Origin of the sequence: Kribbella yunnanensis (assembly GCF_039529655.1) — a bacterium.
Taxonomy (GTDB): Bacteria; Actinomycetota; Actinomycetes; order Propionibacteriales; family Kribbellaceae; genus Kribbella; species Kribbella yunnanensis.
Window position 1 is genome coordinate 166,636 of sequence record NZ_BAAANF010000020.1, and the last position, 21,516, is coordinate 188,151.

Sequence of the window (21,516 nt, forward strand, 5' to 3'; positions counted from 1 at the left end):
CCCACCGCATGCGGGTGCAGAACCCACAACCTCGTGGGGTAACCCATCAGATGGTTGCTGGGGCAGGGCTTGGGGGTGCCGGGGTTTAGCGCTTGCGGGGGCGGCGGGGGAGGTCGGGGAGGGCGTATTCGCCTAGCCAGCTGGCGAACAGGAAGCGGAGGGCCTCTTGGTCGGGGGAGAACTGGGTGGCGAGGGCGACGAAGTCGGAGGTGGTGACGGACGCGTGGCGGTAGGTCTTGGTCCAGGTGCGGAGCATGTCGAAGAAGGCGTCGTCGCCGAGGTGCAGGCGGATCGCATGCAGGGTGATGGCGCCGCGCTTGTAGAGGCGGTCGTCGAACATCAGCTCCGGGCCGGGGTCCGACAGCAGCAGGTCCTGTGGCAGCCCACGCAGTCGCGTGTGCGCCTTGGACACCTGCTGGTCGGCACTCAGCCCGCCCGACTCCTCCGACCACAGCCACTCGGCGTAGCAGGCGAAGCCCTCGTTGAGCCAGATGTCCTTCCAGGCCGACGGAGTGAGGCTGTTGCCGAACCACTGGTGTGCCAGCTCGTGTGCGACCAGTCGCTCCGACGTGCGCTTCCCGTCCACGTGGTTGCTGCCGAAGACCGAGATGCCCTGCGCCTCCAGGGGAATCTCCAGGTCGTCGTCGGTCACCACGACCGTGTAGTTGCCGAACGGGTAGGACCCGAACATTCGGCAGAACAGCGTCATCATGTCCTGCTGCCGACCGAAGTCGTACTTGAAGTCCCGCAGCTCGCCCGGCGGCACCAGGGCGCGCGTGGTGACCGGAGTCCTGGCCAGATCGAGAGCGTCGTACCGGCCGATCTGCACAGTCGCCAGGTACGTCGCCATCGGCGCAGCCTGGTCATAGACCCAGGTCGTGCGACTGGCCTTGACCCGGCGCGAGACCAGTCGCCCGTTCGCCAGAGCGTGGTACGGCGAATCGGTGGTGATCGTGATCCGGTAGTGCGCCTTGTCGCCGGGGTGATCGTTGCAGGGGAACCAGGTGGCCGCCCCACTGGGTTGGCTGGCCACGATCACACCCTCGGTGAGCTCGTCCCAGCCGAGGCCTCCCCACGGACTGTCCTCGGGCTTCGGGTTCCCGTTGTACTGGATGTCGACGGTGAACTCCGCACCGTCCATCAGCGTGCTCGCCGGGGTGATGTGCAGCTTGCCGGCGCGCTGGGTGAAGCGCGAGACCCGGCGGCCGTTGACCGTCACCTTGGTGGCGCGCAGCCCGGACAGGTCGAGCGCGAACCGGGACAGGGCCTGCTCGGCGACCGCAGTGATGTTGGCCTTACCGGACAGCCGGTTGCTGTTGACGCGGTAGTCCAGCTCGAGCTCGTACGACTCGACGTGGTACCCGCCGTTGCCGTGGCTGGGCACATAGGGATCACCAGCGGACGAAGCTCCGGGGTGCCCGGCAGTGGGGCGACCGGCACCATTAGCGAAGGCCATCAGCCCTGCCAGGGAGCGATCGGGTTCCCTGCCCAACGGGTTCCGTCGGGCACGCCTTCACCACGCATTACGAGAGACACCGGGCCGATGGTAGCCCCCGCACCGACTGACGCGGCAGGCAGGACGATGCCGTGCGGTCCGAGGGTCGCGCCCGGCCCGAAGGTGACTGTGCTCATGGAGAGCACTCGATCATGAAACAGGTGTGTCTGCAGCACGCAACCGCGATTCACTGTTGCCCCGTCGCCCAAAGTGATCAGATCGGCCTCCGGTAACCAGTACGTCTCGCACCAAACGCCCTTGCCGATCTTGGCCCCGAGGGACCGCAGCCAGAGCGCGAGGACCGGCGTACCGGCGGCGGCGTTCGCGAACCAGGGGGCGGCGACCAGCTCGACGAAGCTGTCGACCACCTCGTTGCGCCACACGAACGAGCTCCACAGCGGGTACTCGACCGCACGGGTGCGGCCGACGATCACCCACTTGGCCACGGTCGCCATGCCGCCGGCGACCGCACCGGCAGCCAGGATCACCGCACCGGACAGCAGCAGCGCCGCCCACGGGCCGAGCCAGATGTCGAGCGCCTGCAGTGCGAACAGCACGCCGAGCGCGATCAGCACCGTGCACATCATCGGGACGAACCGGCACAGCTCCACCAGCGCCCGGGCGACCTTGAGCTTGAACGGCGGGTGGAACGTGCGGCTCTGGTCGCCCGCGACCGCCTGCCGGCGCAGCTTCACCGGCGGCGACCCGAGCCACGACGTACCGGCTTTGGACTTCTTCGGAGCAGCGGACAGTACGGCGACGAGGCCGTTCTTCGGGACTGAGCGGCCGGGCGCGGTCATCCCGGAGTTGCCCAGGAAGGCGCGCTTGCCGACCTTCGCGCCGGCCACGTGCAGCCAGCCGCCGCCGAGCTCGTACGACGCGATCATCGTGTCGTCGGCCAGGAACGCACCCTCGCCGACCGTGGTCATCTTCGGCAGCAGCAACACGGTCGACGCCTCGACGTCCTTGCCGATCTTGGCGCCCAGTGCGCGCAGCCACCACGGTGTCGCGAGGCTCGCGTAGAGCGGGAAGAGCAGAGTCCGGGCGGTGTCCAGCAGTCGCTCGGTCGCCCACACCTGCCACCCGATTCGGCTCCGCACTGGGTAGTGGCCGGGCTTGATGCCGATCCCGAGCAGCCGCACGCCAATCAACGTCAGTACGGCGAGAGTGACGAAACCGACCAGTGTCATCAGCGGAACCGCAGCGAGCGCGCGTAGCGCAGCATCACCGAGTGTCTGGGTGCCCTGGAGCGCGCGGCCGAGTACGAACAGCGCTGCGGCGGCAGCGGCGACCGGGAGCAAGGACATCACTGCGGACTGAGCGCCGTACGCGGCTACCCACCAGGGGGCGCGGGCCGGCCGCTCGTCGGGCCACGGGTGCCGGGCGCGGCCCACGCGACTGGCCGGAGAGCCGGACCAGCGCTCGCTCGGCGGGACCCTGCCGGAGACAGCGGAGCCGGCTGCGATCTCAGCGCCGCGGCCGATCTCGACACCGGGCAGCAGCATCGAACGCGAACCGATGACCGCATCCGGGCCCACACTGATCGCACCGACGATCAGCTGGTCGCCATCGATCCAGTAGCCGGACAGGTCGACCTCGGGCTCGATCGACGCGCCCCTGCCCATGGTCAGCATGCCGGTGACCGGCGGCAGCGTGTGCAGGTCTACGCCGCGACCGATCTTCGCTCCGAGCGCTCTCGCGTAGTAGGCGATCCAGGGCGCACCGGCCAGGTTGGCTGCACCAGCTGCGTCGGCCAGGTTCTCCGCGGCCCAGAGGCGGACGTGCACGTTGCCACCGCGTGGATACGTGCCTGGCCTCAGACCGCGCAGCAGAATCCGCGCACCGACCACAGCAATGCCCATGCGGCCCGCAGGAGTGATCAGCAACAGCCAACCGGCCAGGATCCACCACCACGACACTGTGCGGATCCATGGCAGCGGTCCGGCGAATTCGTCGAGCAGGTTGTTCAGTGTGAACAGGTAGACCAGCCAGCGCACGCCAACCACGGTCTGCAGTACGAGCGTCAGCGCGGTCTGCAGGAGTTGCGTACCGGGCGGTGTCGGCCGGATGTCACGCAGCTCTACCGGCTCAGTCAGCACCTGCGTGGACTCGTCGAGCCGATCCGCCAGTGCGCCGAGCCGGGGGTACTCGTAGATGTCAGCGACGGTCACTTCGGGGTAGCGCTCGCGCAGCGCGGACACCAGCTGCGCAGCGGCCAGACTGCCACCGCCGTGCATGAAGAAGTCGTTGTCGGTACCAGTGACCTTGGCACCGAGCACCTTCGTCCAACGCTCGGCCAGCCAGCCCGCCGTACCGTCCAGCTCGGCAGCTGGGCCGTCGGAGTCCATCCCGGGCAGCGGCCAGGGCAGTGCGTTCCGGTCGACCTTGCCGGACGTGCGGGTGGGCAGGGTGTCGACGATGGCGAGTAGCGGCACCAGCGCCGCCGGCAGTGCCTCACGCAATCGCTCGGTCGCACTCTGCTGATCGAAGGCCTCGTCCGGTACGACGTATCCGACGAGAAGCTGGTTACCAGCCGCACTGGCCCGTACGGCGGCTGCCGCACCGGACACCCCGGGCAGTGCCTGCAGAGCCGCGTCGACCTCGCCCAGCTCGATCCGGCGGCCACCGAGCTTGATCTGCTCATCGGCCCGGCCCTGGAAGAGCAGACCGGCCGCCTCGTTCTTCACCAGGTCGCCACTGCGGTAAGCGCGCTCCCAGCCCAGTGTGGGCATCGGGGCGAACTTCTCCGCGTCCTTGGCCGGGTCCAGGTAGCGGGCCAGGCCGACGCCACCGATGATCAGCTCGCCGATCCCGCCCTCGGCCACTTCGTTGCCTTCGGCATCGACCACGGCAAGGTCCCAACCGTCCAGTGGAAGGCCGATCCGGACCGGGCCTTCCCCGGTCAGCTGCGCGCCGCACGCGACCACAGTCGCCTCGGTCGGGCCGTACGTGTTCCACACCTCGCGGCCGTCGACGGCGAGCCGCTCGGCCAGCTCGGGCGGGCACGCCTCACCGCCGAAGATCAGCAGCCGGACCTGGTCGAGCGCATCGGCCGGCCAGAGCGCGGCCAGCGTCGGCACGGTCGAGACGATCGTGATGCCCTGAGCGACCAGCCAGGGACCGAGGTCCATGCCACTGCGGACGAGTGAGCGCGGGGCCGGGACGAGACAGGCGCCGTACCGCCAGGCGAGCCACATCTCTTCACAAGACGCATCGAACGCGACCGACAGCCCGGCCAGCACACGGTCGTCAGGACCGATCGGCTCCTGCTGGAGGAACATCCGTGCCTCGGCGTCGACGAACGCGGCCGCCGACCGGTGGGACACCGCGACACCCTTCGGTACGCCGGTTGAGCCCGAGGTGAAGATGATCCAGGCATCGTCAGTGGGCTCGGGCCGGTCCGACATCCGCGGCGCCGGGAGGGCCTCGGGGGCGTCCATCCGGGCCGAGTAGGGGTAGTCGGAGTAGCCGTCGGCGTTGTCGTTGGACACCGGACCGACCGGCTGCTCGCGCAGTACGGTGAGCTCTAGGTCGTCGGCCACCGTCGCGGCGACGGCGGCCTCGCCGAAGACCAGTTCGGCGCGCTCCTCCGGGTCGTCCGCGTCCACCGGCACGTACGCCGCTCCGGCGTGCAGTGTGCCGAGAATCGCGACGTACAGGTCGTTGTGTCCGGACGAGATCCGGACGCCGACGCGGTCACCCGGACCGACGCCGGCCGCGGTCAACCGGGCGGCGAACTTCTCGACCTGGGCCATCAGTTCGCGATAGCTCAGGCTGACACTGCCGTCGTCCAGCGCGGGCTCGTCGGCGTACTTGGTGGCAGTCTCGGACAGCACGTCCACCAATGTCCGCGCCGACGGCGCCAGGTCCCCGCGTCGCAACGTCACGGGCGCATGTTACGCCGTTCGGTTAACGACGCCGGAACGTCGAGCAACGGGTGGACTACTTCACCAGGTCGGTGTTCACCGCGAAGGTGTTGCAGGCCTTGTTCGAGCCGATGTTGAAGCCGTTCTGGATCCAGAAACCCTGGCTGGTGGCCAGTCCGTGCGTCCGCTCGTTCTCGGGCGTCGACGGGCTCTCACCGAAGCTGTTGCTGGACTGCTCTTTGAACTCGTCCAGTCGATTGGTCAGCGGGTAGGACTGCTCAACGGCCTTGCTGAACACACCTGCGAAGCAGGACGCCTGCAATTCGTTGCGGCGCGACGACTCGAGCTTCTGCTCGGGGTGGTCCTGCAGGTAGGTCATCCGGGCGTAAAACAAACCAGTGACTCCCTGCACGTGGTGCCCGTACTCGTGCGAGATCGTCATCAGGTACGCGAGGTCCTGCTTCGGGCCGAACGCCTTGTTCATCTGCAGTACGTCGGTGTACATCACCTGGTTGCCGTAGCAGTAGAAGGCGAGCACCCGGCCGGACAGCGGTGCGAAGCTGCCACACGGCGTGACCACCGGCTTGTCGAACACCACCAGACCCGGGTCCGGCTTCTCCTGCCCGATCTCCTTGAAGATCGGCCGCCACGCGTCGTTCAGGCAAGCGAACAGCTTCTGGTAGTAGACCTTCTGCGCTTGCAGGCTGCCGGTACCTAGGTTCTCGGCCTTGCAGTTCTGCACCGGTAGCGGACCGGTCCGGTAGATGTTCGCGTTCAGCAGGAAGTCCTCGGCGGTGCCCTTCTGCGGCTTGGTGGTAGCCGTCGGCACTATCGACGGACCGGTCACGCCCGGATCCGCACTGGCGTCACCGCCCCGGCCGAGCAGCGCGATGATGACCACCAGTGAGACGCCCAGGAAGCCCACGACCAGGACGCAGAACACCAGCAAGCGGGTGGCGCCGCCACGGCGCTTCGGTGGCTGGAAGCCGTTGAACTGCCCGCCGGGCGGGCCGTAGTACGGCTGGGCCCACTGACCCTGCGGCTGCTGGTACTGACCGTATTGCTGCTGCCCCGGGGGAGGGCCGGAGTACTGGCCCTGCCACGGTGCTGCCTGGGGTGGCGGGAGCACACCGGGTGGGGGACCGACCCGGTCCTGGGGACCGCCGTACGGGCTGCTCACCGGTCTTGCCCTCCTGATTTCGCTCGACGAACCGGGACGAGACTACTCTCAACCCATGTCACTGAAGCGCCGCGTCCTCCCGGCCGCCCTGATGATTTGCCTGACCGCACCGATCGTTGCCCTGAGCACGTTGCCCGCCCACGCCGCGGACGACCAGATCTCCGGGTACTCCGCCGATGCGACGCTGACCAAGGACGGCAAGCTCCAGATCAAGGAGACCGTCGACCTGACCGCCGGCGGCTCGACGTTCAGCCGGACCCTGACCACCCGGGTCCGCGCCGACGCCGAGCGCGACCGCACGTACGACGTGACTGACATCTCAGCCACTGTCAACGGTCAGCCCGCGCAGGGCTTCAGCGACGAGGGCATCGACGGCGGCCGCCGGATCACCGTGAACGCCACCGGCAAGACCACGGTCGTCTACAGCTACACCGTCGGCAACGTGGTGGCCGAGTCCACCGAGGGCCGTGAGGTGAGTTGGCCGGTCGTGCAGGGGTTCAACACCTCGATCCCGAAGGCGGCGCTGTCGATCAACGTGCCGTTCGCCACCTGGGTGACCTGCTTCGCCGGCCGCACCGGCTCGAGCATGCCCTGTACGTCGTCCCAGCTGGCGGAGTCCGCCGGGCTGGAGATCACCCAGAACGGCGTCCCGGCCGCCGGCCGAGTCACCTTCCTGACCGGTCTGAGCGACCAGGCGACCGTCCAGCCGAACGCGGCGTTCAAGACCCGCTGGACGCTCAGCCGGGCCTTCACCGTCGACGCGAGCACGGTCGGCCTGGCCGTGATCGTGCTCGGCATCGGACTGCTCGGTGCGGCGGCTCTGTGGTTCCTGCGCGGCCGTGACGCAGCCAAGGTCGGCGAGGGTGCACCCGAGCGCCCGGTGCTGGAGGGTGCCGACGGCCCGCAGTTCGCCGCGCCGGACGGGATCCGCCCTGGTCAGGTGGGGACGGTGGTCGACGAGACCGCCGACGTGGTCGACATCACCGCGACCCTGCTGGACCTTGCTGTGCGCAACTACCTGACCATCGTGGAGCTGCCGCGGCAGTCCCAGTTCGGCAAGCTGGACTGGGAGCTGCACCGCCAGCACCAGGGCGGACCGGAGCTCCTCCCGTACGAGAAGGCGCTGCTGGATGCGCTCTTCGCCGACGGTGACACGGTGGTCGTCTCTGAGCTCGGCGCCGCACTGCGCCCGCGCCTCAACCAGGTTCGCGAACACCTGTACGCCGACGTCGTCACGCAAGGCTGGTTCGCGAGCCGACCGGACGCCGTACGGAACCGCTGGACCACTGCGGGAGTCGTGCTGCTTGGAGCAGGCGTCGTACTGACGATCGTGCTGGCCGTGGTCAGCAAGTTCGCTTTGGTCGGCTTCGCACTCATCCTGGCCGGCCTGGCCCTAGCCCTCGCCGGCCAAGCCGCCCCGGCCCGCACCGCCCGCGGTGCAGCCGTCCTGGGCCGAGTCGCTGGTCTCCAGCGCTACCTGACCGACGAGACCTCCTCCTCACTCCCGCACAGCCACCGCCTCGAATTCGCCTCCCGCTGCCTCCCCTACGCCGCAGTCCTAGGCCTCACCGAGAAGTGGGCCGCCGAAATCGCCGCCACCGACGATGACGACGACCCCGACGCCGGCATCGGCTGGTACTCCGGCCCCGAGAACTGGCACCTCTCCGACATCGGCGAGTCCCTCTCCAACTTCGTAACCTCCTTCGGCGGCTCCTTGGCCTCAGCCCGCCGCCTCTTCTAACCACCGCCGCAAAGGACACCGCCTCCGGCGGCGACTCCTCCTTCGGCACCTTCGGCGCGACCACCCCCCCGTGGTCGCGCCGAACCCATTTCCGCCCCACCCGCCACCACCTCGCCCCCAAAGAGCAGCCCGCCGCTCCCTAACACCCCCGCTGCTCTTTGTGCACCCTGCTCATCTTTGGGAACCCACCAACCACGGGGAGCTCACGAAACTGGTTGGTGGGTGCACAAAGCTGGATCTCGTGCACCAAGAGAAGGCGGCCCACCTTTGGGCACTTTGGGGGCGCGGGGGCGGGTGGTGTCGGTTAGGCGACTCGGGCTTGGCCGGCTTTGAAGGTGTTGCAGCTGCCGGGGCGTTTGGTGTTGAAGCCGGCGATGTTCCACTGGTAGTTGCTGGCTCGGTTGCCGTGGTCGTGGACTCGGGGGCGGGAGTACTCGTCGCCGGTGTGGGAGATGAGGAAGCGGTAGCTCTGCAGGAGCGGGCCGGTGATCGGGATGAAGCCTGAGTTGATGCCGAGGTAGGCGGCGCCCAGGCAGCTGGCCTGGAGTTCGCGGCGGCGGCTCTCCTCGAGCTTCTGGTTGGCGTTCATGTGCTGGGCGCGTTCGAGGGAGGCGGCCAGGATGCCGGTGCGCTTCTGGATGTGGTGCCCGTACTCGTGGGCGAAGGTGCTCAGCATCAGTGCGCGTGCGTAGACGGCGTTCGACTTGTATGCGCGGGCGTCGACGGAGTACGGCATGTAGATGGTCTCGTTGGCGCCGCAGTACGCCGCGCGCACGCTGCGCTGGACACCGCACGGTGACGCGACCTTGCCGTTGTAGACGGCGACCTTCGGGCCGCGGTACTTGACCTTGATCTTGTTCATCGCCGGGAGCCAGGTGGCGTTCAGGCAGGCCAGGGACCGGTTGTAGTAGTTCGTCGCGAGCGCGAAGCTCGTCGGCACGAACGGGGGTTCCGGGCACTTCGACGGTGCGAGCAGACCGACGGCGTACAGGTTGCTGCTGTTCACGACCTTGTCGGCGGCCGCGGTGTTCGGGCCGGTCGGGGTCGGTGACGGCTTCGGGGCCGCCGAAGTGGGCGTCTGCGACGGCTGGGTCGACGGGGTGTCCGAGGAGGAGACCGGGGTCGGGGTGTCGGTGGACTGGGGAGCCTTGTCGTCGCCGAGGTTGCCGACGAGCAGGGTGATACCAGTGCCGACCACGAGTACGGCGAGGGCGACCAGACCGATCAGCAGGGCGCGCGGTGTCTTGCGGGGCTTGCGCCGACGACCCGAGCCAGGTGGTTGCGGGATCGGAATCGGCGGGTACTGCCAGGTCGGCGGCTGCTGCACCGGCTGACCCATCGGCCCGATCGGACCACCCGCCGCATGCCGAGCCCCACCCGACTGCCCCTGCTCAGGAGCCCCCCACAAATAAGACCCCTGCGACCGCTCTGCCGCCGGCGGACCGGAGTGAGCCCCCAGCGGCTGCTGCGGTGCGCGCTGCGGAGGAATCGGTCCCGCGTACGGCGGCTGCGCGGGGCGAGTGCCAGCAGGACCCGACTGGTGTACACCGGGCGCGGGTTGCGCCGGGCGGGGCCCGGCCGAGCCGGACTGGGGCGTTCCGGGAGCCGTCTGAGCCGGCCGGGAGCCAGCCTGGGGTGTGCCCATCGCGGGTCCCGACTGGGGGCGAGGCCGAGCCTGCTCGCCAGGAGCCGAGGTCGGACGCCCCGGTGCTGCCTGCCAACCACCTGCTTGACCAGCGGTGGGCTGGGCCGGAGCAGGTTGACCGGAAGCGGGCTGGCCGGGGGTGGGCTGGGTGGAGGTAGGCGGGGTGCGGTGGTCGGCCGGGGGCTGGGTGGGGCGGCCGGGGGCAGGCTGAGCGCCACCTGGCTGACCGGTGGTGGGTTGAGCCTGGGCGGGCCGGCCGGGGGTGGGCTGGGTGGAGGTAGGCGGCGTGGGGTGGCTGGCCTGGGGCGGGGTGGAGTGGCTGGCCGGGGGCTGGGGCGGGGCGGGGTGGCCGGGGGTGGGCGGCGTACTACCTGGCTGCCCAGCAGTCGGCTGCCCAGTACCTGACTGGCCGGCGGGGTCTTCGGGGCGGCGGGTGGTCCAGCCTTCGCCGAACCAGTTGTTGGCCGGGGGCGGTTGTTCGGACCCGGTGGGGTCCTGGAACTCGCGTTTGGCCTCGCTCCCGGTCCACCACTGGCGTGACTCCGGGGGAGCGGCGTTCTCGCCGTCCGCCGGTTCGTCCCCCCGTGGTGGGTTCCCGCTGTCCGACATCAAAACTCCTCACGACCTTGCTGGGTGTAGCCGTCGACATGGTGCTTCCGGCGCTTCTCGGGGTGCCGAAGCAGCGCACGGTCCTTCGCCCCCCAGGCCTTCGCCGTACGCCCCCGGGTCATACTCTGCGTGATCCCGGGGCCGGACGCCAGCCACGGCGGCCCGTCGGTGAGCTACTGCACGTCTACTGCACCTTCTTGGGGGAGGCGACGTAGGTGTTGCACGAACTCGGGTTGCGGGTGTTGTAGCCGCGGAGGGCCCAGTACTTGTGGTTCGGGGCGTCGCCGTGGTCGTTGTTGTTGTCGGTCACGTGTCCGATCAGGTAGCGCCATTGGGCTGCGGACTGGCCGGAGATCGGGTAGCTGTTCCGGTTCGCGCCGATGAAGATGTCACTGAAGCAGGACGCCTGCAGCTCGAGCCGGCGGCTGAGCTCCAGCTCCTTCGCGGTGGACGGCGCCTCGTACCGCATCCGGGAGTACGCCCGGAAGATCCCGGTCAGCTCCTGCACGTGGTGCCCGTACTCGTGGGCGAACTGGTGCAGCATCCACATCCGGGACCAGACCCGCGGGATGCTCTGGTTGTACTGGTTGTAGTGACCGACGTCCTCGGTCAGGTTCATGTAGATCGTCTCGGTGCTGGGGCAGTAGAACGGTGGTCCGGAGTCGTTCCAACTGCCGCACGGGGTGTTGATGGTGCCGGTGAAGGTGCGCACATTCGGCGGACGGAACTTCGCACCGGACTTGGTGACCAGCGACGGCCACGAGCGGTTCAGGCAGTTCCACAGGTTCTTGTAATTGGCCGTGGCCCCGGCGTACGTCGACTGCCGTGCCTTCGACTCCTTGCAGTTCACCGACCGCATCGCACCGGACTTGTAGAGCCGGTTCCGCGCGACGATGTCGAGGTCCGTCAGCACCACCACTGGCTTCTTGGGCCGAGTTGTCCGCGGTGCTGTCGGCTTGACGACAGGGCGGGTCGTGGTGGGCCGCGGCGGGGGCTTCGTGGCCGACTGGGTGGTGGTCGGCGTCGGCTGGTCCACAGTCGGCGTGTACGACGGACTGCTGCCATAGGTCGACGAGTACGTCGGCTCCGGCTGGCTGCTGTACGGTCCGTCATCACTGCCGTTGTGCTTCAGCGCCGTCGAGACACCGACCAGTCCGACCACGCCGACGACGATCAGACCGACCACGGTCAGAGCGAGCTTGGCGCCGCCACCCTTCTTCCGTGGCGGCTTCGGTCCGCCGGGACCCGCGCCCCACCCGAACTGCGGCTGCCCGGGCGGCGGTCCGTACTGCGGAGCGCCGTACTGCGGAGGAGCGCCGTACTGAGGCTGTTGAGGCGGCCACGGCTGACCCGGTGGCGGGTACTGACCCTGCGGCGGCTGCTGGGGGTACTGGCCCGGCGGAGGGCCCCACTGGTTGCCTGACACCCGCTTGACGGTAGCGGAGTCCTGGCTCACCGCACCTTGGCAGGCCCCGCGCTGAAGGTGTTGCACTTGGACGGGTTGTGGGCGGCGAACCCGCCCCGCGACCAGTAGCCGTGGCTTCCCGGTGTGCCGTGGTCGGCGGGGAACCGCGGGTCGACGTCACCGCTGTTGTTCACGATGTAGAGCCAGTTCCGGTAGGACTCGCCCTTGAGCGGGTAGGAGTTGCGGTTGGCGCCCAGGAACACGTTTGCCAGGCAGGACGCCTGCAGTTCCATCCGGCGGTTCATCTCCAGCCGGCGGGCACTGGTGGGCTGGTTGTAGCGGACCCGCTCATAGGCCGACATGATTCCGGTCGACTCCTGCATGGCATGCGCGTACTCGTGCGCCACGGTGTGGGTGGCCAGGGCGCGGGTGAAGCCTGGGTTGGTCTTCCAGTTCGCCACCTCGTTGCTGGCCCGCATGTAGACGCCGTGGCTCGACGAGCAGTAGAACGACAGCCCGCGATCGGAGTTGCCACAGGGGGACTGCACCTGGGTGTTGAAGACGATCAGTCGCGGCGCCTCGAACCGGGCGCCGGATGCGCTCACCTGGCGCGGCCACGCTCGGTTCAGGCAGTTCATCAAGGTCTTGTAGTAGGTAGCGGTCTGGCTGAGCGTCCGCATCCCGCCCTTGGACTCCTTGCAGTTCACCGACCGCATCGGACCTGACTTGTAGAGCCGGTGCGTGGCGACGTACTTCAGCGGGTCGGTCTGCGACAGCGGCCGCGGAGTCGTCTTGGTGGCCGTCGGCCGCGCGGTGGTTGCCACGGGCATCGAAGGCGTCCGCACCGGCAGAGTGCGCTGCGGCGGAGTCCACCGGGACGGTGCGGGCGTATTTGTTGCCGCCTCCTCGTTTCCGGCCTGGACGATCTTCACTGCGATCAGTACGCCGCCGGCCGCGATCACGGCCAGTAGTCCGAACACCAGGAAGGCCAGTCCACGCTTGCGTGGCGGCTTTTGCTGCGGTGGCATCGGCCCCCACCCGTACTGCGGCGCGCCCGGCGGCGGACCGTAGTACTGCGGCTGCTGCGGCGGAGGCGCGTAGTACCCCTGGGGAGGAGGCGGCGGTCCCCACTGCTGGTTGCCTGACACGGACAGAACGCTACTCAAGGTGCGGCTCACACTGGTGGTGGCCCGCGTCACGGTAGGGTGCCCGAGTCAACTGACCCTCTGATTACGGTGTGATAGGGCGATGCGTCTACGTCTGCTCGGGACTTCTCTGTGTGCACTCGGTCTTGCCGCCCTGACCGGCGTACCGGCCGGCGCGACAACCACCCATTCGACGGCCGATCCGGTCGTTTCCAGTTACTCGGCCCAGGTACGGGTCGAGGAGGACGGCCTGCTCCGGGTCGCCGAGACCTGGAAGCTGAGCAATGTCACCGGCACCTTCAGCCGGTTCCTGCTCACCCGGCGGCACCTGGCCGATGACATCGATCACGTGCAGCAGATCGGCGACCTGAAGGTCAAGGCCGGCGGTGCGGACAAGAACGTCGAGCAGAAGGTCGAGGGTGACGTCACCTCGATCGCCGTGGGTGATCTGAGCGGTGACACCCAGCTGGACGTGAGCTACACGGTCAAGGGCGCGGTGGCGAAGACGCTGAACGGCACCGAGGTGCAGTTCGCTCCGCTGAGCGGCATCAACCTGACCATCCAGTCGGTGCACGTCGAGTACAGCGTCCCGGAGACCAGTCACATCGCCTGTTTCGTCGGTGCGATCGACAGCAACACCCCGTGCACGCTGGCGCAGCTCGCCGAGGTGGCCGGGCCGACGTTCGAGCAGGCGAGCCTGCCGCCGGGCAACACGGTCCGGATGACGGTCGGCTTCCCCGAGGGGGAGATCGCGGCCAACTCGATCGTCGAGTACCGCAAGACGTTCGCCCGCGCCTTCTCGACTGACACTGCCCAACTGCTGACCGCGGTCGGCTTGCTGGTGCTGGGTGCGCTGGCACTGCTGGTCCTCTACCGCCTCCGCGGCCGCGACGAGGTCGACCCGCGACGCGTCGTACCGGCGTCGCTGTTCAGTCTCGGGCAGGAGGCGAAGATCGACTTCACGCCGCCGTCGGGTCTGCGGCCTGGTGAGGTCGGCACGCTGATCGACGAGCGGATCGACCCGGTGGACGTGACCGCGTCCATCATCGACCTGGCAGTCCGCGGGCACATCACGATCATCGAGCTCGCGCACCAGAGCGAGTATGCGCGTCCGGACTGGGAGCTGCGCCGTGTGGCGAACGCCCCGGCCGAGGAGCTGCAGCGCTACGAGAACGTGCTGATCCGCGCGGTCTTCGGCGACTCCGACTCGGTGCTGGTCTCCGAGCTCGGCCGCCAGGTGCGCGCCAACCTCGCCCAGGTGCAGGACGCCCTGTACGACGGAGTGGTCAAGCGTGGCTGGTTCAACGAGCGCCCCGACCGCACGCGCTCGCTGTGGGCGACCATCGGGATCGGAACCACGGTTGCGGGCGTCGTACTGACTGTTGTGCTCGCGCTGCTGAGCAGCTGGGGTCTGGTCGGCCTGGCGGTCACCGCCGTCGGTGTCGGACTGCTGTTCATCGGCCGGCACATGCCCGCCAAGGCCCCGGCCGCTGGCAAGGTTCTCGGTCAGATCGCTGCGATCCGGGGCGAGCTGGCGGAGATGGACGTCAGTGAGCTGCCGACCGACCAGCACGCCGTACTGTGCTCCCGCGCTCTCCCGTACGCCGTCGTGCTCGGCGGCTCGGAGCGCTGGATCGACGCGCTGGTCGCGACCGACGACGACGCAGATGAGGACGAAGGCTTCGCCTGGTACCGCGGTCCGGCCGGCTGGCACCTGCAGAACCTGCCGGACTCCCTGCGCAACCTGACCACCAACCTCACCGGCGCTCTGTTCGCTCGCTAGCAATCACCAGTTGGCTTGCGGCTCATGCGGTGGGAGCGGCGTACCAGCTGGGTGGATGACGTAGACCAGGCCGCCGGAGTGCGGGACCCACGCGTTCTCGAACGCGGCCCGGTCGTACGTCGTCCGCACCTGGTCGTTGCTGGCGATCAGGTGTGACGCCGGGTCGTTGACGACCACGTCGCCGTTCGGGGCGAAGCCGACGATCACCATCAGGTGGCCGTTGGTTCCGTAGCCGGCGCCGGGCAGATCGCCCTTCTTGAACGACAGTGAGGCGACCAGTGGGATCCCGGCCTTGATGAACTGCTCCGCCTCGGTCAGCGACCGCAGCCGGGTGACGAAACCGTCGACGCCCCGACTCCCGGCGTACGCGGTGTTGAACGGCCAGTTCCCAGCGCCGTCGTACGCGTAGTCGAAGACGTTGCGAGCCGAGTGGTCGACCTGCGGGTCGGGCTCGTCGCCCACCCAGTCGGTCTCGTCAGCTGTCGGCCCAGCGCCGTAGTAGTCGAGCACCATCGCCGTAGAGGTCGCCGAACACCAGGCCTCACCACCGTTGTCCCACTGCGGGTAGTGGCCGATATGCGTCTCCTGCGAGTACGGCGGTACGTCCAGTACGACGCCTTCCGCGCCACCAAGGGGGCTCACGGCAACCTTCGCGTCAGCGGGCAGTCGGGATGACACCGCCCCGACCGATCGGACGAGTGGTGCCTGCGTGGAACCGGTGAGCCGGTAGAGCGTCACCTTGAGCTGCCAGCGGTCCATCCACCGATCCTTGGCGGCCACGAACGTGTCGACGGCCACGCGGCCGTTGGTGTCGCCCTGACTCGGTACCGAGGTGCGGTGGATGTCACCGGCCGCAGTGTCGTCGCCACCGGCCCAGCGACCGAGCACGTACCACTTGGTGGTCGCACCGAGGTTCGTCTTGGCCGCCATCGACACTTCGACCCAGGTACCGGGCGGGGTGGTCGCGTTCCAGGAGGCGATCAGCTCGGTCACTCCGAAACCAGTACTGACCTGCGGCGACACCCAGCTGGCCTGGTCGTAGCTCTTGGCGGTCCCGTCGCCGAACGGATCGACGTACGACGTACTGCCGGTCGCCTGGCCGAACGTCAGCGAACCGTCGGTGACTGTGGTGCCGGAGTGCGCACCGGCGAGGAAGTCGGCGTTCGACGTCCACGTGTGGAAGGTGATCTGTCGCGGTGGGGCTACCTTGACGGCCTCGCTCGGCAGCACTGCCGAGCTCAGCACGACCACACCGGTGAACAGGGCGGTGAGACTACGGGCGGCGGTCATCTTTCGACGGTAGACCCGGCGCTCGCCGCTGTCGCGGTGAACGCGTGCCGCAATCCTTGAGCGAACCGGTTAATTTCTTACTAGCGTTTGATCCACTCGTCCTGGAGGATCGCGAAGACGGCCTCGTCGGTCCACTGGCCCTTGATGAACTCGTTCCGGACGAAGTGCGCCTCCTGGCGCATTCCGAGCCGCTTCAGCAGGTTCGCCGAGCTCGTGTTGATCGCGTCGAGGCGGCCGATGATCCGGTGCATCCCGAGCTCCTCGAACCCGAGCCGCAGCAGTTCGGTCGACGCCTCACCGGCGTACCCGTGGCCGTGGAACTCCGGGTGGAAGACGAAGCCGATCTCGCCACAGCTGTGCTCGAAGTTGTAGACGAACAACGTCACCTCGCCGACGTGCTGGCCGGTCTCCCGCAGGATCACGGCGACCGTGAGCGCCTGGTCCGGGCCGTCCATCGGAACATCGGCCAGCCGGCCGGCGAGGGATTCCTTGACCTGCTCGGGCGTCTTCGCGTCGTACAGCAGGAAGCGGGCGACGTCCGGGTTGGACTGCAGCTTCAGCAGGTCGTCGTAGTCGGATTCAACGTAGCGGCGCAGAGTAAGACGGTCGGTCTCGATCGGCAACGTGTAAGTCACCTATCGAGGCTATGTGACCGTGCAACCCGTTTATCCGTTCGCAAGTGCGGTCAGGCGGGACATGTCTCCGTTGAACCGGTCCTGGTCGATCGGCGTGGAGCTGTACTGCCAGATGGTGTAGACAGGCCAGCCGCCCGGCAGAGTGCCCGGCGCTGACGCGTAGCGGGCCACCCAGAGCGGATTGGTCGTGCGGAACGCAGTGCTGTTGCCGGTGCACCGGGTCCACCAGTCCAGGTTGGTGTAGATGACCGGGTCGCGGCCGGTGCGGGCCTTGTAGGTGTTCAGGAAGTCCCGGATCCAGCTCACCATGGCGGACTGGCTCAGTCCGTAACAGGTGGCGCCGTACGGGTTGTACTCGATGTCGAGCGCTCCCGGCAGCGTCTTGCCGTCGCGGGACCAGCCGCCGCCGTGGGCCAGGAAGTAGGTGGCCTGGTTGGCGCCGCTGGAGTCGTTGGGGGTGGCGAAGTGGTAGGCGCCGCGGATCATGCCGACGTTGTAGGAACCGTTGTACTGCTGGGCGAAGTACGGGTTCGTGTAGTAGTTGCCTTCGGTCGCCTTCACGTAGGCGAACCGCTTGCCGGCGTTCCACTGGGCCGACCAGTTGACGTTGCCCTGGTGACTGGACACATCGATGCCCTCGACCGAGGCGGTGGGTGCCATCTCGGCCGGGGCGGCGCTGGTGCTCGTGTTCTGCAACCAGCCGGCGTAGGCCTCGCCGGCGCGGTCGATGCCGTGCTGGCGCGCTTGCGGGGTGGGCTGGTGTGCTGCGGTGTTGCTGGCTTGGGCGGAGCCGATCGAGGCCAGGAGGAGGCCAAGAGTGACGGCGGCACCCGTGAGAACTGACTTCACGGTGAACCTCCACAGAGCGATGGGGGCGGTACAGAGCGCTCGGCAGAGGTTTACCCGATCTTCGTAAGAATCAACCTTCTCTGATAGTGATCACCGTGAGTATCTACCGGACGTACTGCGACCCGGCGACGAACGTGTTGCAGAACCCGGGATTCCGGGTGTTGTAGCCACGGTCGGCCCAGTACGGCTGGATCTCCTTGCTGCCGTGGTCCCGGACGGTGTCGTACTCGTCGCCGGAATTGTTGTTGATGTAGACGAGTTCCTTGCGGATCCCGCTGGTGATCATCGTCCTGCGGTTCGCGCCCAGGAAGACGTGTCCGAAGCAGGTCGCCTGGATCTCCATCCGCCGGTTCTGCTCGAGCGCCTTGTCACCGCTCTTCTGGTACTTGAGCCGGTGGCTGGCCGCCAGGATCCCGGTGACCTTCTGCAGGTGGTGGCCGTACTCGTGGGCCGTGGTGTCCATCATCCCGGCGCGCACCCAGTTCCGGCCGGCCGGGAAGTTGGGGTACTTCTTCCAGTCGTCGACATCGGACTTGGCGTCCATGTAGATGGTCCGGTTGGAGCCGCAGTAGAACGACCGCAGCGTCATGCTGCCGCAGGGGCTGTAGCCGGAGTACCAGTACGACGTCATCTTGACGCCCTGCCATTCCACACCGGACTTGCGGACCTGCGCCGGCCACGCCTTGTTCAGACAGGCGATGACAGCGGCGTAGTACTTACGAGCGTTCGGCTCGTTGACCGGGGCAAGGTTGGGGGCGCGGCAGTTCACCGACTTCTGTACGCCGGTCTTGTAGAACTTGTTCCGCGCGGTCAGGTCGAGGTCCGACGGAGGCGGCGGGGTCGTCTTCGTCGGCGTCGGCTGGGTCGCCCGCGGCTGAGTCGGCTGGGTCGCCGTCGGCCGGGTGGTCGACGGGTTCCACTTCGGCGCCGGAGTGGGCGTCGTGTAGGTGTACGTCGGCTGTGAGCTCGAGTAGTTGTTGCGGCGCTCCTGTTTCGCGTGCAGGGCGAACAGGTAGAGCGACACCACACCGGCGAACAGCAGCACGGCCGGCACGATGATGAACGGCGCCTTGCTCCGCTTCTTCTTCGGCGGCGGGAAGCCGTTCCCCCCGAACCCGAAACCTGGTCCCGGTGGCGGTCCGCCGTACGGCGGCTGTCCGGGCGGCGGCCCCATCGGCGGACCCTGCGGAGGTCCCCAGTACGGCGGCTGCTGCGGGGGGCCGTACTGCGCCGGCGGGCCGGGCTGGCCGCCGTACTGCTGGGGCGGCGGGCCGTACTGCTGGTTCGACAAGGGTCCTCCTGAGGGGTGCTCCGGACATCTTGTCAAGGAGAAGTGCCATTTCCCGTACTCTTGACCGGTGACACTTCGCTTGTACGACACCGCGACGGCAACAGTGAGGGATTTCGTACCGGTCCATCCGGGCAAGGTCGGGATCTACCACTGTGGGCTGACGGTGCAGGGTGCCCCGCATGTCGGGCACATCTACAAGGAGGTCGTCTTCGACGTCCTGCGGCGCTGGTTCGAGCGCTCGGGCTACCAGGTCACCGTGATCGCCAACGTGACCGACATCGACGACAAGATCCTGGCCAAGTCGGCCGAACGCGGCGTCGAGTGGTGGGCGCACGCCTACGAGTTCGAGCGGGAGCTGCACTGGGCGTACGACGTCCTCGGGTGCCGCCCGCCGACGTACGAGCCGCGCGCCACCGGGCACATCCCGGAGATGCTGGAGATGATCGACCAGCTGATCGAGGCCGGGCACGCGTACGTCGCTCCGGACGGCTCGGGTGACGTCTACTTCGACGTGAAGTCCTGGCCGGCGTACGGCGCTCTGTCGCACCAGAAGATCGCTGACATGGAAGCCGCCGAGGACGCGGATCCGCGGGGCAAGCGGGACCCGCGCGACTTCGCGCTCTGGAAGGGGTACACCGAGGGCACGCCGCGGACGGCCTCCTGGCCGACCCCGTGGGGTCGCGGCCGCCCGGGCTGGCACCTGGAGTGCTCGGCGATGGCCGGCAAGTACCTCGGCGAGGAGTTCGACATCCACGGCGGCGGGCTGGACCTGCGCTTCCCGCACCACGAGAACGAGCTGGCCCAGTCGACCGCGGTCGGACAGAAGTTCGCCCGGACCTGGATGCACAACGCGCTCGTCACCACGGCCGGCGAGAAGATGTCGAAGTCGATGGGCAACAGCGCCGTCGTCCGGAACGTGGTCGAGCGGGTGCGCCCGATCGAGCTGCGCTACTACCTCGTGCAGTCGCACTATCGCTCGGTCGTCGAGTTCTCCTTCGAGGCGCTCGACGAGGCCGCGAAGAGCTTCCAGCGGGTCGACGGGTTCGTCGCCCGCGCGACCGAGGTCACCGGCGGGGTCGCCCCGTCGGCCGAGCTGCCGGCGGATTTCGTCGCCGCGATGGACGACGACCTGGGTACGCCGGCCGCGGTCGCCGTACTGCACAACACAGTCCGCGACGGGAACAAGCTGGTCGCCGACGGCGACTCGGCCGCGTTGCGGGAAGCACTGGCGGCGGTTCGGGGCATGCTCGGCGTGCTCGGACTGGACCCGCTGGCCGAGCCGTGGGCGTCCCGTGCCGCGGCCGGAGACGAGCTCACCGAGGTCGTCGACGGGCTGGTGAAGGCACTGCTGGAGCAGCGCCAGGCCGCCCGGGCACGTAAGGACTACGCCGCGTCGGACGCGATCCGCGACCGGCTGAAGGCGCTCGGCGTCGTCGTCGAGGACACACCCCAGGGGTCGCGCTGGACGCTCGCGGCGCCGAACCCGACCGAAGGAATCTGAAGTGCCAGGCAGTAGCCGCCGTAAGGGCGCCATCCGGAAGAAGACAGGCAACCCGACGGCCGGGTCCGGCGGACGCGTCCGCCAGGGGCTGGAGGGCCGCGGCCCGACACCGAAGGCAGTCGACCGCACCAAGCACCCAGCCCACAAGCGGGCCAAGGCGAAGGAGCGCGCCGAGGAGCGTGAGGCCCGCCGCCGTCCGGTCCGCAAGGACACCGACGCCACCGTCGAGTGGGTCTACGGCCGCAACCCGGTCGTCGAGGCGCTGCGCGCCGGCGTACCGGCCGCTGCCCTGCACGTTGCCGAAGGCACCGAACGCGACGCCCGCCTGCGCGAGGCCCTCCTGATCGCCACCCAGCACGGCATCTCGATCCTCGAGGTCCCGCGCCCGGAGCTCGACCGGGTCACCGCCGGCGGTTCCCACCAGGGCCTCGCGATCCAGATCCCGCCGTACGAGTACGCCCACCCCGACGACCTCCTCGACCGCGCCTACAACGCCCACGAGGTCCCCCTGATCGTCGCCCTCGACGGCGTCACCGACCCCCGCAACCTCGGCGCCATCACCCGCTCCGCCGCCGCCTTCGGCGCCCACGGCGTAGTAGTCCCCGAACGCCGAGCCGCCCAGGTCTCCGCCTCAGCCTGGAAAACCTCCGCCGGCGCCGCCGCCCGCATCCCGGTAGCCCGAGCCACCAACCTCAATCGAGCCCTCAAGTCCTACAAGGACGCCGGCCTCCTGGTCATCGGCCTAGACATGGGCGGCGAAGTAGAACTCCCCGCCCTCGCAGCCGCCACCGAACCGATCGTCCTGGTGGTCGGCTCCGAAGGCAAAGGCCTGGCCCGCCTGGTCCGCGAAAACTGCGACCTCATCGTTTCCATCCCCATGACATCCGCCACCGAATCCCTCAACGCCGGCATAGCCACCGGCGTAGCCCTCTACGAAATCTCCCGCCGCCGCGCAAGCTGAACCAGCTCCGTCTATGCCCGATAAAGTGGGCATATGCCTGTTATAGTGGGCAATCGGAGGTGGTTGCGATGCGCTTCGTCGAGCCGGTATCGACAGTGGTGCCCGGTCTGCACGGTCAGG

At 68.4% G+C, this 21,516-nt stretch carries 14 protein-coding genes; 4 read left to right on the top strand and 10 right to left on the bottom strand.

Annotated elements, in window-relative coordinates; all coding sequences use genetic code 11:
- Window positions 1-85: 85 nt before the first annotated feature.
- Genes ABD231_RS30815 through ABD231_RS30825 form a run of 3 tightly spaced genes read right to left on the bottom strand, consistent with a single transcriptional unit; the run spans window position 86 to window position 6,541 of the window.
- Complete coding sequence (locus ABD231_RS30815) at window positions 86-1,456, bottom strand: M1 family metallopeptidase (RefSeq protein ID WP_344159640.1); 1,371 nt, start codon at window positions 1,454-1,456, stop codon at window positions 86-88.
- Window positions 1,456-5,382, bottom strand: a complete 3,927-nt coding sequence (locus ABD231_RS30820) for a Pls/PosA family non-ribosomal peptide synthetase (RefSeq protein WP_344159642.1) — start codon at window positions 5,380-5,382, stop codon at window positions 1,456-1,458. Before ABD231_RS30820 ends, ABD231_RS30815 begins: the two co-directional genes overlap by 1 nt.
- Window positions 5,383-5,437: 55 nt before the next feature.
- On the bottom strand, window positions 5,438-6,541 hold the full coding sequence (locus ABD231_RS30825) for a neutral zinc metallopeptidase (protein ID WP_344159644.1): 1,104 nt from the start codon (window positions 6,539-6,541) through the stop codon (window positions 5,438-5,440).
- Between the two features lie 55 nt (window positions 6,542-6,596).
- Here ABD231_RS30825 and ABD231_RS30830 point away from each other — a divergent pair, with 55 nt between their 5' ends.
- Window positions 6,597-8,282: a DUF2207 domain-containing protein gene (locus tag ABD231_RS30830; RefSeq protein WP_344159647.1), complete on the top strand. Its 1,686-nt coding sequence runs from the start codon at window positions 6,597-6,599 to the stop codon at window positions 8,280-8,282.
- 304 nt (window positions 8,283-8,586) lie between these two features.
- Here the strand turns inward: ABD231_RS30830 and ABD231_RS30835 are convergent, their stop codons facing one another.
- The 3 genes from ABD231_RS30835 to ABD231_RS30845 form a co-directional block, all read right to left on the bottom strand.
- Window positions 8,587-9,621 (bottom strand): neutral zinc metallopeptidase, encoded by a 1,035-nt coding sequence (locus tag ABD231_RS30835; protein WP_344159650.1) that lies wholly within the window; start codon window positions 9,619-9,621, stop codon window positions 8,587-8,589.
- Window positions 9,622-10,720: 1,099 nt separating this feature from the next.
- Complete coding sequence (locus ABD231_RS30840; protein WP_344159653.1) at window positions 10,721-11,992, bottom strand: neutral zinc metallopeptidase; 1,272 nt, start codon at window positions 11,990-11,992, stop codon at window positions 10,721-10,723.
- On the bottom strand, window positions 11,989-13,089 hold the full coding sequence (locus ABD231_RS30845; protein ID WP_344159656.1) for a neutral zinc metallopeptidase: 1,101 nt from the start codon (window positions 13,087-13,089) through the stop codon (window positions 11,989-11,991). The genes ABD231_RS30840 and ABD231_RS30845 overlap by 4 nt, the downstream gene beginning before the upstream one ends.
- Window positions 13,090-13,189: 100 nt before the next feature.
- Here ABD231_RS30845 and ABD231_RS30850 point away from each other — a divergent pair, with 100 nt between their 5' ends.
- Complete coding sequence (locus ABD231_RS30850; RefSeq protein ID WP_344159659.1) at window positions 13,190-14,869, top strand: DUF2207 family protein; 1,680 nt, start codon at window positions 13,190-13,192, stop codon at window positions 14,867-14,869.
- Between the two features lie 3 nt (window positions 14,870-14,872).
- On the opposite strand, the gene ABD231_RS30855 is transcribed toward ABD231_RS30850, so the two are convergent.
- The 4 genes from ABD231_RS30855 to ABD231_RS30870 form a co-directional block, all read right to left on the bottom strand.
- Window positions 14,873-16,159 (bottom strand): peptidase C39 family protein, encoded by a 1,287-nt coding sequence (locus ABD231_RS30855; protein ID WP_344159662.1) that lies wholly within the window; start codon window positions 16,157-16,159, stop codon window positions 14,873-14,875.
- 80 nt (window positions 16,160-16,239) lie between these two features.
- Window positions 16,240-16,794 (bottom strand): GNAT family N-acetyltransferase, encoded by a 555-nt coding sequence (locus tag ABD231_RS30860; RefSeq protein ID WP_344159665.1) that lies wholly within the window; start codon window positions 16,792-16,794, stop codon window positions 16,240-16,242.
- A gap of 30 nt (window positions 16,795-16,824) precedes the next feature.
- Window positions 16,825-17,643, bottom strand: a complete 819-nt coding sequence (locus tag ABD231_RS30865) for a lysozyme (protein WP_425554225.1) — start codon at window positions 17,641-17,643, stop codon at window positions 16,825-16,827.
- 103 nt (window positions 17,644-17,746) lie between these two features.
- Entirely contained in the window at window positions 17,747-18,934 is a 1,188-nt protein-coding gene (locus tag ABD231_RS30870; protein WP_344159667.1) for a neutral zinc metallopeptidase, read from the bottom strand.
- Window positions 18,935-19,001: 67 nt separating this feature from the next.
- On the opposite strand from ABD231_RS30870, the gene cysS reads away from it, so the two are divergent.
- The gene (gene cysS, locus ABD231_RS30875) at window positions 19,002-20,435 is read left to right on the top strand and encodes a cysteine--tRNA ligase (protein ID WP_344159670.1); all 1,434 of its coding nucleotides are present in this window, start codon (window positions 19,002-19,004) and stop codon (window positions 20,433-20,435) included.
- Between the two features lies 1 nt (window position 20,436).
- Window positions 20,437-21,396: a 23S rRNA (guanosine(2251)-2'-O)-methyltransferase RlmB gene (gene rlmB / locus ABD231_RS30880; protein WP_344159674.1), complete on the top strand. Its 960-nt coding sequence runs from the start codon at window positions 20,437-20,439 to the stop codon at window positions 21,394-21,396.
- Window positions 21,397-21,516: the final 120 nt, after the last annotated feature.